We start from the raw sequence: 13,120 nt of genomic DNA, 5'->3' as shown, positions 1-13,120 counted from the left end.
TTTTTTCAACTTCAACATCTAATATTCTAGTCATTTTGTTAACCACTTTACATCTTTTTCTGAATCTTCTAATTATAATACAGCTATGAAAGCATCATTTGTTCATTAGCAAGCTCTGCTAAATCTTCAATATTATTGATGATGTAGGATTTACCGTTTTTTACAATATAATTTTCACTTTCGAGCCATTTAATATTTTTCGCAATCGTTACTCGAGTTGTTCCTAATAAATTTGCCATTTCTTGATGCGTAAAGCTAATAGATACTTTCACTTTATTCTCTCCTACCTTTTCTCCATATTGAATTGAAAGTTGAATAAAGGCGGCGCATACTCTTGGTAGTGCTTTCATGTAACTTAGATGAAGCGTTTGAGAACAAAGTAAACGGTATTTTCTTGTAATTAAATCTAAAGTCTGGAGGATGTATTCAGGTTTTGCAGAAAGAAACTGGATAAATTGCTTTTTAGGTACTCTTCGAAGAATAACATCTGAAGCAGTGATCGCATTTGACGCATGACGTGAATCTTGATTCAAAGAGCATTCACCAATAATGCCATTCTGCCCAACGATCGAAAGCGCTTTTTCTTCTCCATTTGGAGAGATTAAGAAAAGCCGCACTCGTCCACTTTCAATCAAATAAATGTAGGAACCAACTTCATTTTGAATAAAAATAGTTTCATGCTTTCTAAATGATACCTTATCTGTATTTTCAAACAAATCTGTCCAGGTGTAAGGCAAATGATCAAACCAGGGATTAAGTAAGCTAAACTCTTGTAAGATATCATTCATGTTCTTCACCTCATATGAAAGGAATAAGTGCTAATGAAAACTCTGGTAACGACTAGAATTCGCGCAGAATTTCCAATTTTACAAAAGAAAGTCATGCTTTCAAGCTGTTCACAAAGTGCATTGTCATATGACGTGATTACTGCGATTGAGAACTACAAAGATAGTTTGATTGAAGATGGCATGTCGTGGGAGTTATGGATGGACAAAGTAAATGCAGCGAAACAAAAATTTGCTAAGCTTATCAATTGCTCTCCACATGAAGTTGCTGTCCTCTCATCCGTTTCAGATTCGATTTCAAGTGTTCTACATGCGCTGGACCTAAAGGAGAAGAATGTTTGCGTCACCGAAATGGACTTTCCTTGCATTGGTCAAGCACTCCTGGCTCAGCAGCAAGCTCAAAGCTTCCGTATAACTTATATACCTGAAGAGAACCATACAATCCCACTTGAGCATTACGAGAAATTTATCACAAAAGATACTGCTTTAACCTGTATTCCTCACGTTTCTTATTACAATGGATTTAAGCAAGATGTAAAACAAATTGGTGAAATTGCCCATCAAAATGGCTCTCTTCTCATGGTAGATGCATATCAATCAGCTGGGAACGTAAAAATAGATGTTCAGGAAATGGGAATCGACATCCTTATGACCGGGATGCAAAAGTACCTACTAGGTGTACCAGGAATTTCATTTCTATACGTAAAGAAAGAAGTAGCAGAACATTTGCAACCGACAACTACAGGATGGTTTGGACAACGAAATCCCTTTGACTTCAAATTAAAAGAGCTAGAATATGCTCCATCAGCCCAACGTTTCAATACAGGGACCCCTCCTGTTATAAACGCTTATATTGCTGAAGCAGCTCTTTCATTCATTGAGAAAATCGGAATGGAACAGATTGAACAGCACTTGCAAAAGCTATCAGCTTATACAATTGTTAAAGCAGATGAGTTAGGATTTCGTCTAGCAAGTCCTGATCGCGCCATTCAAAAAGGGTCGAATACAGCCATTTACGTGGACGCTGCTCATCAAATTGAGGAGCAAATGAAGAAAGCCAAGTTCATCGTTTCAGCAAGACAGAATGTTATACGGATCGCACCCCATATTTACAATACAACTGAGGATATTGACGCGTGTCTCACTACATTACGATCTTTAACATAATTCATAAATATACAACCAGCTAATCTAATGGGATTGGCTGGTTTATTTGAAACTTAAAGAAACCGATAACCTAAATTCAACAAATAAGATGTTTTATTACTATAATGATATTTTTTACAAATTCTAACGAAAATGGAAATTAGTATTCATTGTATATTAAATCATTATTATAGTATATTAATAATACATTTGAATTAGATTGACTGTCAATAACACTTCTTGGGAAAAAGAGTGTCGTTTTAGAGAAAGTTCTATTGTGAAGACCATTTTATAATAGAAATACTCCGCGCATTTATATAGCAAATGCGCGGAGTATTAGCCCAATCACCTATTGCTTTTTAAGCAGCTACTCAAGTGATAGAATCACTTTTTGCCTCCCTTTTATGTGAATCATCCTTCCCATTTCTTCGAGCTCTTCTAAATCTTCCTTTACAACTCTAGCGAATAAATTCCCAGGCAACCAACCGGCTGGAAAGAAGGTTCTCGCTTCCTTTCCATAGAAAAGACCAAAGTCATAGATTGGCGATGGATTTCCACCCCAGGCATATGCTGGCATAAACGTAAAAAGTATATCACCAGGCGTAGGGAAGCACGTTAAATTTTCCTTCGCAGGATCATGAAGCTTGCTGTCTTGACACGTATCAACAGGTAATTGAATTGAAATTTCTCTGCCAGTATACATCGCATGTGTGCCTGCAGTTTCAATCGGCTCAGATAGTGCTTGAACAAAAGCCTCCGTTGTAGAAGGAGCTTGCTCAGAAAGCACCTCTGCTTTTAATGATACATCTGAGTCTACAAAATGAATATAAAATGTTGTCATGGATATACCTCCTATACTACGCTAGGTTCAAAGACTAGTTGATTTGTTTGGAAGCGATTAAAATGTAGACTCGATACATCCACTTGAGGAATATTTCCTGTGACCATCGCTGCAAGAGATTCACCAATAGATGGGGACATCATGAACCCGTGTCCACTCATTCCAACCGCCTGATAATACCCTAGTACTCCATCTACATCACCAAGAATTGCCTGGTGATCGGATGTGCTGTCATATCGACCATCAACATGTGTATGGAAAACTAAACTCTCTAGAGGAGGGAAAATTTCCGTTCCTACTTCCGCAGCCCTCACTTGATAATCGAAGGAGTTAAACGGTGGTTTAAGATCTTTACCTAAATAACTTAGATACAATGTACCATCCGTTAATTGTTTTGCAGCAAATCCCTTCTCAAACGAAATTAAGAGGGGCTCTAAAATTCGCTTGGGGACTCGATTCGTATATAAAATTCGCCTGATTTCAAATTCAATCGGTAGAGCAACACCAGCAGTTTCAGCCATTTTCTTAGAACCTAACCCCGCTGCATTAACAACTCGATCAGCCCCAATAAGTCCTCTTTTCTCACAATCTACCCCTTTCACGACGCCATTTTCGACAACGATACGATTCACCGTATCATTTACAAATTCAACACCCTTACGTTTTGCTGCATCCGCAAAACTTTGTGTCACATGATAGGCATCATCTACGAATCCGTCCGTTTCACAAAAAGCTGCTGTCAGAAAACTTGATTCGTTAATACCAGGAATTAATTCCTTCGCTTCCTGGGGAGATATAAACTTAGTCGGAATCCCCAAAGAGTTTTGTAACGCTACGTTTTCAGCATACTTGGCTTTCGCTTCTTCTGAATGAAACGTATTCATATAACCTACACTGCGAAATTTAATTTCATGTTCTGGTTCTAATCTGTCATTAATTTCATTAAAAAACTCGGTGGACGCTTTAGACATTAAACAATTAATTTCCGTACCCCATTGCTGACGAACTCCTCCCGGGCATAGACCCGTAACATCTGAAGCGATGCCTCCTTTATCAATGACTAGAACATTCGCAAAACCCTTCTCTGTTAAAAAATAAGCAATGGAACAACCAATAATTCCTGCACCTACAATCACTGCATCATACATTTTCATTAATTAATCTCCTCTACTGTTTTTTCAAGATGACATGCTACAAAGTGATTTTTATTTGTAACCTTCAAATCAGGGGTTTTTGTCCGACAAGTATCCATCACGTATGGGCACCTCGTATGAAATCTACATCCATCGGGTGGATCTACTGGACTAGGAATATCTCCTTTTAAAATAATTCTTTCTTTCCTTTGCTTAGGATCGGGTTCTGGAATCGCTGATAATAGAGCTTTTGAATAAGGATGTTTTGGAGAATGAAAGAATTCATCTCGGTCAGCGATTTCAACAATTTTACCTAAATACATCACAGCGATTCGATTCGATATATGCTTCACAACGCTTAAGTTATGCGTTATAAACAAATATGTTAAGTCATACTTCTCTTGTAAATCTTGAATCAAATTGAGAACCTGCGCTTGAACCGAAACATCGAGTGCGGAAACAGGCTCATCCATAACGATGAGCTTCGGATTCGCTGCAAGTGCCCTCGCAATGCCAATCCGTTGCCTTTGTCCCCCAGAGAACTCGTGGGGATACCGATCAAGATAGCTCTGATTTAAGCCCACATCATTCATAATCTGCTTTACGCGCTCTTTTCTTTCCTTTTTCGAAAGACTCAAGTGAATGCTCATTGGCTCTTCAAGAATTTGTCCAACTTTTAACCTGGGATTTAATGAGGCGTATGGATCTTGAAAAACAATTTGCATGTTCTTTCTTCTCTTTTTTAATTCCCTCGAACTCAGAGCACGAATGTCTTCATTTTCAATAACTATTCTTCCTTCAGATGCCTCTAGAAGACGAAGGATTACTCTGCCTGCTGTGGATTTTCCACATCCTGATTCACCAACTAATCCTAACGTTTCACCCTTCTCAATATAAAAACTAATATCATCAACAGCTTTCACATAACTTTTTTCCTTCGAGAAGAAACCTGCGGTATCTACCGGAAACCATTTCTTAAGATTTTCTATTTCCAACAGTCTCTCGTTCATCATTAATCCCCCCTTCGCCTGTCCAGTCTTCACTATTCATCCAACATCTTGTTTTATTCCGACCTACTTCAATAAGCGGTGGTTCCTCACTTAAGCACATGGACTCAACATACTCGCATCGACTAGCAAAACGACATCCTGACTTAACGTCAGATGGATGGGGTACCTGACCTTTGATAGGGCTTAAACGAGCCACGCGATCTTTCAAGCCTGGCATGGATTGAATCAATCCGCGTGAGTATGGATGCTTAGGAGATTCAAAGAATGTCTCAACGTCTGCGTATTCGACAATTCTTCCAAGGTACATGACCGCCACTTTATCAGCAGTTTCAGCCACAACACCAAGATCGTGTGTGATAAGAAGAATGGACGTATCCAGTTTGGTTTTCAAATCATTCATCAAGTCGAGGATTTGCGCCTGAGTTGTCACATCAAGAGCAGTTGTGGGTTCATCTGCAATAAGGAGATCCGGATTGCAGGCAAGGGCCATCGCAATCATGACCCGTTGCCGCATCCCGCCTGATAATTGATGGGGGTATTGATTCACTCTTTGATCTGCCGAAGGAATTCCGACTAAAGTGAGCATATCAATCGCTTTCTTTTTAGCTTCTTTTTTTGAGAGTTTTTGATGTAAGACTAGGACTTCTACAATTTGATTTCCTACAGTATAAACAGGGTTAAGTGATGTCATTGGTTCCTGAAAAATCATTGATATATCATTGCCTCGAATTTTTCTAATCTCTCCATCACTTTTCGTGACAAGGTTTTCTCCTTTAAATAGAACTTCTCCACCGATAATCTTTCCATGAGGTTTTGGGAGCAGCTGAAGTATTGAGAGCGATGTAACGCTCTTACCACTACCTGACTCTCCAACAATACTCAAAGTTTCTCCTTTATTAATTTCAAATGAGACGCCATCAACAGCAGGGGTTTCTTTCTGGTCACTATAAAAATATGTTTTTAGATTTTGGACTTTCAATAAAGGATCCATCTCATCCCCCCTAATTTAAATATGGATATGCCGTGGAGTTTTTGTCAGTATGTCACAGCCACGGTCCGTCACATGAATGATATCTTCTACTCTTACGCCTACTTTATTCGGTACGTATAAACCTGGTTCAACCGTAAAAACCATTCCAGCTTCTACTACTTCCTCCCCATTCAGTACGATTCTTGGATGCTCATGAATAGCTAATCCAACACCATGCCCAAGTCCACGGAGACTATAGGATTCAATTCCTTCATTTTGAAACACCCTTCTCGTGACAGCATCAATTTCATGACCTGTCCTCCCTGGCTTTATCGCGGCAATCGCCTCTTCAAGGGCTTTATGAACAATTCGATCATATTGCTGTAGTTCTTGATTGGGAGAGCCAATCCAAATCGTTCTTGTCATGTCAGACATATACCCCTTGTACTTTACACCAAAATCAATCAAAAGAAAGTGATCATTTTTCACCACATTTGATGAAGGCGTAGCATGAGGTAAAGCTGCGCGAATGTCAGAAGCTACGATCGTGCCAAAAGCTGGTCCATCATGCCCATTTTTCCCGATTAAATACTCAAGCTCCACAGCCACCTCTTTTTCCGTCATTCCCGGTTGAATCCGAGGGAGAAGCTCATGAAAAGACTGATCTGCAATCTCTACAGCTTGCTTGATTAGCTTCAATTCCTTCTCATCTTTTAAACGCCTCATCGAATGGAATTCTGAAGAAAGCGGAACCCATTCCATATGAGGTAGTAAGTTTTGAAGGTTATGGAAGAACTGCACAGTTAATGAATTAGCTTCATAGCCAATCGTCTTGATTGTTTTTGTAGAGAAGATGTCCTTCATCATTTCATATGGATCAATTCCATAAATATAGATCTCAAACCTTCTGTCTGCTCATTTGCCTGCACTGCGTATCGCTGATCAGTGATTAAACTATGGTCATTTGATGTAATGAAAACGTATCCGTTGCTCCCAGTAAAGCCGGACAAGTACCTTCGATTTTCATAGGAATTGACAAACACAGCATCAAGGTGATTTTTCTGCATTATTTTCTTCAGCTTTTCAATTCTTTCTAACATCTCACTCTCCTGTAAGTGAGAAGATTCGGGGGACACCCGAACCCTCGTTGTGTCTTATTTGAAATCATCACTCTGATACTGACCAGCTTTCAGCACTAAATGTTACCCCACGAAAATCTGGTTCGAACCCATTAACACGATTGTTTACAACGAACGGTGATTCTTGTTCGTATAATGGAATCCAAATTTCATCTTCCGCTAACTTTTGGCTAACATCCCAAATCAACTGCTGACGCTTATCAAAATCAATTTCCGTTGTTTGAGCTTCTAAAAGCTCATCTACCTTTTGATCAGAGTACCCGACAAAGTTATAACCATTAGGAGGCATATATTCACTGCCGAAATAACTACGGTATTCATCTGGATCTACTTCAATACCAAATCCGAGAATGTATGCATCGTAGTCATCCTTTGTTACTTCACGCTGTTTTCCGTCATCAGTCTTAGGGAGAAGCTTCGTTACAAGCGTTGGAAAATCAAGCGATCTCAGTTCGACTTTCACACCAATTTTTTCCCACATTTGCTTTAATAGGACTGCGGACTTTTCTCTTTCTTTCGTTCCGGTTGGTACTTCCATCATGAAACTCAACTCATTACCATCCCTCTCATAAATCCCCTCACTATTTTTTTCATAACCTGCTTCTTCTAGCAGTTGTTCTGACTTGGCCGTATCAAAGTCATAGATCGGTAGATCTGGACTATGGGACCAGTGCTTAGAAGGGAAAATATCATCCGCTATATTCCCATATTCACCAAGAATGGAAGTGACAATCGACTCCTTGTCTACAGCATGAGCCAATGCCTGTCGTACTTTAGGGTCATCGAAATGAGCACTTTTCGTGTTAAAGCCTACATAATAAACACTTAGTGAATTTTGTGTCACAAGACTCGCATAATCCAGTGATTCAACTGAAGGTGTTTCAGAAACAGGAACCGGGGAGATATCGACATCCTTACTAAGCACTGAGGCTAGCATAGTATTCGCATCGCCAAAACGAGCAATCAGTCGGTCAAGTTTAGGCGTTTCTCCAAAGTAGTCTTTGTTCGCTTCTAATTCAATGTATTGACCTGTTTCCCATTTCACGAATTTGAATGGTCCTGTACCAATTGGAGAGCGATTAGATTCATGTTTGGCCCACTCACCTGGGGAAACATCCTTTAGCACATGCTCCGGTAAGATTCCAATAAATAACCCAGATACGAAAGGTGCAAAAGGTTCTTTCGTTGTAAATTTAATTGTTGTATCATCTACTACTTCAATACCTTCAATACTTTTAGCTTTACCTTCTTTGTATTCAGCAGCTCCCACAAGTGGATCTACCCTCCAATAGGCACCAGAGTCATAGGCTCCATCTGCAAGCGAAGTGAACGTAAAGGCAACATCGTCCGCAGTAAATGCTTCACCGTCGTGCCATGTAACCCCATCTTTTAGCTTAAATGTATATATTTTACCATCTTCAGATACTTCCCAACTCTCAGCCAAACGCCCTTCCATCTTTAATTCTTGATCGGGAACAACTAGAGAATCGAATACCATGTGTGTGATGTCGGTATCAGATGTAGTTGCCCAGATCGCTGGATTCAAGTTTCCTGGCTCACTGTTAAAAGCAATCGTAACTGTTCCGCCAACAACCTCCTCTGTTTCGGCAGTAGATGCCTTTTCTGCATTATTAGTAGAAGAACAAGCTGTTAATAAAAGAGTGAATATTAAGAAAATAATCCCTACAAAACCCTTTTTCCCCATTTAGACCGCCCCTTTTAATTTTTCATTTTTGGATCTAAAGCATCTCGAAGACCGTCACCAACAAAGTTAATACATAAAATTGTAATCAATATCGCAAATCCAGCCGGCATCCATACCCACGGCTTGAATTGTAATACCATAATAGAAGTGGCTTCATTCAGCATATTACCCCAGCTTGGAACAGGTTGTTGAACACCAACGCCTAGAAAGCTTAAGGCTGATTCTGTTAAGATCGCTTCTGCAGTTTGCAACGTCCCCTGCACAACGATCGGTGCCATGATATTCGGCAATATATGCTTCATAATGATAATGAAGTCTCGCTGTCCCATTGCTCGCGTTGCTTCGATGTAGTCCATCTCTCTTAGTCTTAAAACTTCACCTCGTACTAGCCTGGTCATGGTTGTCCAGCTAACGAGGCCGATAATAAGCATGACATTAAATAGGTTAGGTTTTAAAATTGTTGCAACCGTAATAGCTAGAAACAAAACAGGGAAACAAATCACAACATCGGTAATACGCATAATAATCGTATCTATCCATCTACCGTAATAACCTGCAATGACTCCGAGAAGAACACCAGTGACAGTTGCAATCATCACGGCTACAAATGCAACGCTTAATGAGACTCTACCACCGTATATAATGCGTGAAAGCATATCTCTTCCAAGACTATCGGTTCCTAAAATATGTTCGCTTCCTGGAGGTGCAAGAACATCTAATGTACCTGCTTCACTTTTGATAGAGTCATAGGGACTATAAGGTGCAAGAACAGGTGCCATGATCGATGCCAGTAACAACACCATGAGAATAACAGCACCGATTAAGGCAAGTCGGTTCTTCTTAAATCGCTTCCAAGCTGCATTATCTCGCCAACTTTTACTTTCCTCTGTCTGAACAATGATCTTCTCTTCAGAAACTTCTAAGCTGCCATTCATCTCACTCCCCCTTTCCATTAACTACTTTCAGTATCTAATTCTCGGGTCTGCCCATGCATACATCACATCTGCTAGTAGGTTTCCTGACATAACTAGGATCGAAGTAAAGAGATTCAATGCCATAATAACTGGATATTCTCGAGCTACAATCGATTGGATACCGAGACTCCCCATCCCTGGCCAGTTAAAAATATGTTCAGTAATGTAAGCTCCTCCAAATAGAAATGGGATGGAAAGACCAAATATCGTAATGACAGGAATTAAAGCGTTTCTCAGTCCGTGTTTTAAATAAACAACCTTTTTACTTAATCCTTTCGAATCAGCTGTGCGAATGAAATCTTGATTGAGAACTTCAAGCATACTGGACCTTGTAAACCTCATCACAACCGCTATTGTTGGAAGTGCTAGAACGATGGCAGGTAGCGTAACATGCTTGAGGTAATCTACAAACAATTGAAATCCACTATAATCTGCTCCAACCGTGATCATTCCTGAAGTTGGAAGCCAACCTAACTTTAATGCAAAAATAAAGATTAATGCTAATCCAAAAAAGAAGGATGGTATGGAAATACCTACGAATGAAATAACGGTTAGCACATAATCTGGTAGCTTGTAGCGATGTGTTGCAGAATAAACGCCGAGTGGCACACCGATTGCAAATGCCATGATGAAAGCTGTTCCCGTTAATAGTAGTGTAGCTGGTAGCCTTTCAACAATAAGCCCTCCGACAGATTGACCCGTCTTCACTGTATAACCGAAGTTCCCCTGCGCAATTTCCTTTAGCCACGTGACATATTGCACAGGTAGCGAATCGTTCATACCGAGATTTTCTTGAGCGCGCTGCATTTCTTCAGCGGATATTTTAGGGTCAATCATTGTTTGCATGGGATTACCCGGGGCAAGTTGCATGATGGCGAAGGTCATAATTGTAATACCAATTAAAATTGGAATAGATTGGAGTAGCCTTTTAATCAGATACTTTTTCAACTTCCTTCTCCTCCCGTTCTTTGCTGAATGGAATGAGAATGAGTTCATTCTGCCTAGTCGTCAAGTAACGAATCCCTTCAGATGTGACAACAACATTCTCTTCAACGATAAAATGGATGCCATTATCTAAGAAAAGAGTAGGTTCTATCGTAAAAACCATTCCTTCTTTCACTTCTCCAAGTGGTGCTGCCCCATACCGTTCCCATTTCGGTCCAAGAAGTATGCCACCGTCGTGCACATCTCTTCCTATTTGATGTCCTGTAGCATGGGAGATTTCAGGAAATCCCTGCGACAAGTAAAACCTTCTCGCTGCATCATCAACTTCATAACCTTTTGCACCTGGTTTAATCGCTGCCCCAGCCATCGAAATTGCTTCATGGACAGATTGAAATGCTTGATGAATATGATCTGGTGGTTCACTTTCTCCTTCTTTCAGAAAATAAACGGTTCGGGCAATATCAGAGACGTATCCTTCCACATCCACACTAAAATCGAAAATAACAAGATCACCGCCCTTTACCACTGCCTCTCCAGGCTCTCTGTGTGCAACGTTCTCTTTTAAAACGATTGGCATAGAAAGCTTACGATCAATACCGTTTACAACATGACGCTTTTCCATTTCTTCCACAAAAAGCTTCCCAAGCGCTCTCTCTGACATTCCAATTTTCATTCTTTGGAAGACGGTACTGTAAATTTCCTCGGTTATGTTAATCGCCTGTTCAATTCTATTGATTTCGGTCTTTGTTTTAATACTTCGAATGGAGGATAAGAATGTTTCAGATGATACAATCTCTCCTTTAAAAACTTCACATAGGGTTCTAGTGAGCCAGCGGTATCTCCCAGCGGTTAACCCATCGGCAAGGTGTTCCTCAACTGAGAAATTCAAGGCAATCTTATTAGGTTTCATTTCTGATATCACACCTGTTAAAAGGCCAGCTAAATTACCATCATGCTTGTACACCTTATCGAAAAGTCTGGATTCCTCAATATCTTGAGCATCAATACTACTACATAGTGCAAATTTCTGACGATCTTTCGTAACCATAAAGACCCCTGGACCAACAGTTCCTACTCCAGTTACAAGGGGAATGCATGGATCACTACCTTCTGATGTATAGATAAGCCATGCGTCTATATCCAATTGCTGAAGATGGTCAATCACTTGATTCATTTTCTCTTGTTGAACTTGATACAACTTCGCCCCCTCCTTTCATCATGCAGTATTCTTGAACAACATTTCTCATCATCTCTACGCCATATTGAAATGAATCGATCTCAATTCGTTCATCTACCTGATGAACCCTTTTGAGTACCTCCGTAAAAGGCGTGAGCGTTGGGGATAAGCCATAGATATTTCTAGCATTCTGACCTATAAATCGACCATCAGTTTTACCAAGCGCCGTAAATGGGACCCACTCCATACTTCGACTCTCACGAAACGAAAACTTTTTGAATAATTGAACCATTTCACTAAGCGCATCACTTTCATAACCTTGTTCAAAAGAAAGAATCTCGACTCCTACTTCCTTACGAGCAAGGAGCGGGATGATCTGCTCCACAAATTGCTTTTCAGTTTGATATGGAAGAAGTCTAAATTCAATGATAGCCTCTGCTTTATAAGGAACAACATTTAGCTGTTCCCCTATGCTAATATGTTCAACTGTATAAGTGAGTTGCGACATGTACTCACGTAATTGACGAACAAAACTAAGCTGATCATTTATAAGCTTCTGTTCTTTTATGCGTAGCTTAAAAAACTTTTCAACGTTATAGGTCGAGGAGGCAAATCCCGTTTCTTGAAGAAGACTTAACACATGTGTTAGATGATCGATCGCTTGATTTACTGGTGGACTACCCGCATGCCCACCTTCACCAGTGGCAGTTAATTTCACTCTAGCTGTACCTTTTTCACCACAGGCATACAGCATGTAGCATTGATCAACTCCTTCAACAGTAAAACCTCCGCCCTCACTTAGAACCGTTGCTCCATTAAAAATTTCCGGATGAGTTTTCGCTAAATAGGACATACCCTCCGCACTTCCATTTTCTTCATCCGCTGTCGAAACGAAATAGATATCTCGATTTAGTAGGAACCCCTTCCTTTTTAATGATATAAAGGCGATCAAATGCATAACGGTTAACTGTTTCGTATCAAGAGTCCCTCTCCCCCAAATAGCTTCACCTGCAACGGCAGCGCTAAAAGGAGGATAAGACCATTCCTGTTCATTGGCGGCTACAACGTCAAGATGAGAAAGGAGGACAAGGGGCTCTTCTTTCTTTCCACACCCATGTAACTTAGCCACAATAGAGGCGCGATTAGCTGTACTGAACAAGATAGTAGAATCAATGTTTTCTTTTGCTAATTCTTCTTTGAGATAAGTAGCCGCTAGGATTTCACTTTGCTTTTCATTTGTTGTATCGATTTTAATTAAATTTCTTAGCCACAGTTCTGCTTTTCCCATAAGATTC

Annotated in this window: 13 protein-coding genes; 1 reads left to right on the top strand and 12 read right to left on the bottom strand. The window is 40.0% G+C overall.

The genetic code is table 11. The features are described 5' to 3' along the window. Positions 1-83: 83 nt before the first annotated feature. A complete protein-coding gene (locus tag LCL91_RS11905) occupies positions 84-788 on the bottom strand; it encodes a Crp/Fnr family transcriptional regulator (protein ID WP_224882639.1) in 705 nt (234 codons plus the stop codon). Between the two features lie 33 nt (positions 789-821). On the opposite strand from LCL91_RS11905, the gene LCL91_RS11900 reads away from it, so the two are divergent. Then, the gene (locus tag LCL91_RS11900) at positions 822-1,952 is read left to right on the top strand and encodes an aminotransferase class V-fold PLP-dependent enzyme (protein ID WP_224882636.1); all 1,131 of its coding nucleotides are present in this window, start codon (positions 822-824) and stop codon (positions 1,950-1,952) included. Between the two features lie 346 nt (positions 1,953-2,298). On the opposite strand, the gene LCL91_RS11895 is transcribed toward LCL91_RS11900, so the two are convergent. The 11 genes from LCL91_RS11895 to LCL91_RS11845 all read right to left on the bottom strand — a co-directional run bounded on the left by LCL91_RS11895 (position 2,299) and on the right by LCL91_RS11845 (position 13,113). Continuing rightward, positions 2,299-2,772 (bottom strand): DUF3830 family protein, encoded by a 474-nt coding sequence (locus LCL91_RS11895; RefSeq protein WP_224882634.1) that lies wholly within the window; start codon positions 2,770-2,772, stop codon positions 2,299-2,301. An 11-nt stretch (positions 2,773-2,783) separates the two neighbouring features. Further along, positions 2,784-3,926 (bottom strand): NAD(P)/FAD-dependent oxidoreductase, encoded by a 1,143-nt coding sequence (locus tag LCL91_RS11890; RefSeq protein WP_224882632.1) that lies wholly within the window; start codon positions 3,924-3,926, stop codon positions 2,784-2,786. Continuing rightward, on the bottom strand, positions 3,926-4,915 hold the full coding sequence (locus tag LCL91_RS11885; protein ID WP_224882628.1) for an ABC transporter ATP-binding protein: 990 nt from the start codon (positions 4,913-4,915) through the stop codon (positions 3,926-3,928). The genes LCL91_RS11890 and LCL91_RS11885 overlap by 1 nt, the downstream gene beginning before the upstream one ends. Next, positions 4,881-5,906, bottom strand: a complete 1,026-nt coding sequence (locus LCL91_RS11880) for an ABC transporter ATP-binding protein (protein ID WP_224882626.1) — start codon at positions 5,904-5,906, stop codon at positions 4,881-4,883. Before LCL91_RS11880 ends, LCL91_RS11885 begins: the two co-directional genes overlap by 35 nt. A gap of 15 nt (positions 5,907-5,921) precedes the next feature. Next, entirely contained in the window at positions 5,922-6,752 is an 831-nt protein-coding gene (locus LCL91_RS11875) for an aminopeptidase P family protein (protein ID WP_255640019.1), read from the bottom strand. Next, the gene (locus tag LCL91_RS22045; protein WP_255640018.1) at positions 6,749-6,985 is read right to left on the bottom strand and encodes an aminopeptidase P family N-terminal domain-containing protein; all 237 of its coding nucleotides are present in this window, start codon (positions 6,983-6,985) and stop codon (positions 6,749-6,751) included. The genes LCL91_RS11875 and LCL91_RS22045 overlap by 4 nt, the downstream gene beginning before the upstream one ends. A gap of 67 nt (positions 6,986-7,052) precedes the next feature. Further along, complete coding sequence (locus LCL91_RS11865) at positions 7,053-8,729, bottom strand: ABC transporter substrate-binding protein (protein ID WP_224882624.1); 1,677 nt, start codon at positions 8,727-8,729, stop codon at positions 7,053-7,055. Between the two features lie 14 nt (positions 8,730-8,743). Beyond that, the gene (gene opp4C / locus LCL91_RS11860) at positions 8,744-9,664 is read right to left on the bottom strand and encodes an oligopeptide ABC transporter permease (protein WP_224882622.1); all 921 of its coding nucleotides are present in this window, start codon (positions 9,662-9,664) and stop codon (positions 8,744-8,746) included. Between the two features lie 27 nt (positions 9,665-9,691). Further along, positions 9,692-10,699: an ABC transporter permease gene (locus LCL91_RS11855; protein WP_425589679.1), complete on the bottom strand. Its 1,008-nt coding sequence runs from the start codon at positions 10,697-10,699 to the stop codon at positions 9,692-9,694. Further along, positions 10,632-11,846 (bottom strand): M24 family metallopeptidase, encoded by a 1,215-nt coding sequence (locus LCL91_RS11850; RefSeq protein WP_224882618.1) that lies wholly within the window; start codon positions 11,844-11,846, stop codon positions 10,632-10,634. Before LCL91_RS11850 ends, LCL91_RS11855 begins: the two co-directional genes overlap by 68 nt. Next, positions 11,806-13,113: a M20/M25/M40 family metallo-hydrolase gene (locus LCL91_RS11845; protein ID WP_224882758.1), complete on the bottom strand. Its 1,308-nt coding sequence runs from the start codon at positions 13,111-13,113 to the stop codon at positions 11,806-11,808. Before LCL91_RS11845 ends, LCL91_RS11850 begins: the two co-directional genes overlap by 41 nt. Positions 13,114-13,120: the final 7 nt, after the last annotated feature.

It is taken from the genome of Guptibacillus hwajinpoensis, assembly GCF_020171785.1.
In the GTDB taxonomy this organism is placed as follows: domain Bacteria; phylum Bacillota; class Bacilli; order Bacillales; family Guptibacillaceae; genus Guptibacillus; species Guptibacillus sedimenti.
The sequence above is the reverse complement of the archived record's forward strand: the minus strand, read 5'-3'. Positions and strand labels throughout refer to the sequence as shown.

Bases quoted from the DNA above. Each gene is read 5' to 3' on its own strand.
- LCL91_RS11900 (WP_224882636.1), top strand. From the start codon at position 822: ATGAAAACTCTGGTAACGACTAGAATTCGCGCAGAATTTCCAATTTTA.
- LCL91_RS22045 (WP_255640018.1), bottom strand. From the start codon at position 6,985: ATGTTAGAAAGAATTGAAAAGCTGAAGAAAATAATGCAGAAAAATCAC.
- LCL91_RS11905 (WP_224882639.1), bottom strand. From the start codon at position 788: ATGAATGATATCTTACAAGAGTTTAGCTTACTTAATCCCTGGTTTGAT.
- opp4C (WP_224882622.1), bottom strand. From the start codon at position 9,664: ATGAATGGCAGCTTAGAAGTTTCTGAAGAGAAGATCATTGTTCAGACA.
- LCL91_RS11890 (WP_224882632.1), bottom strand. From the start codon at position 3,926: ATGAAAATGTATGATGCAGTGATTGTAGGTGCAGGAATTATTGGTTGT.
- LCL91_RS11865 (WP_224882624.1), bottom strand. From the start codon at position 8,729: ATGGGGAAAAAGGGTTTTGTAGGGATTATTTTCTTAATATTCACTCTT.
- LCL91_RS11880 (WP_224882626.1), bottom strand. From the start codon at position 5,906: ATGGATCCTTTATTGAAAGTCCAAAATCTAAAAACATATTTTTATAGT.
- LCL91_RS11885 (WP_224882628.1), bottom strand. From the start codon at position 4,915: ATGAACGAGAGACTGTTGGAAATAGAAAATCTTAAGAAATGGTTTCCG.
- LCL91_RS11845 (WP_224882758.1), bottom strand. From the start codon at position 13,113: ATGGGAAAAGCAGAACTGTGGCTAAGAAATTTAATTAAAATCGATACA.
- LCL91_RS11895 (WP_224882634.1), bottom strand. From the start codon at position 2,772: ATGACAACATTTTATATTCATTTTGTAGACTCAGATGTATCATTAAAA.
- LCL91_RS11855 (WP_425589679.1), bottom strand. From the start codon at position 10,699: ATGAACTCATTCTCATTCCATTCAGCAAAGAACGGGAGGAGAAGGAAG.
- LCL91_RS11875 (WP_255640019.1), bottom strand. From the start codon at position 6,752: ATGATGAAGGACATCTTCTCTACAAAAACAATCAAGACGATTGGCTAT.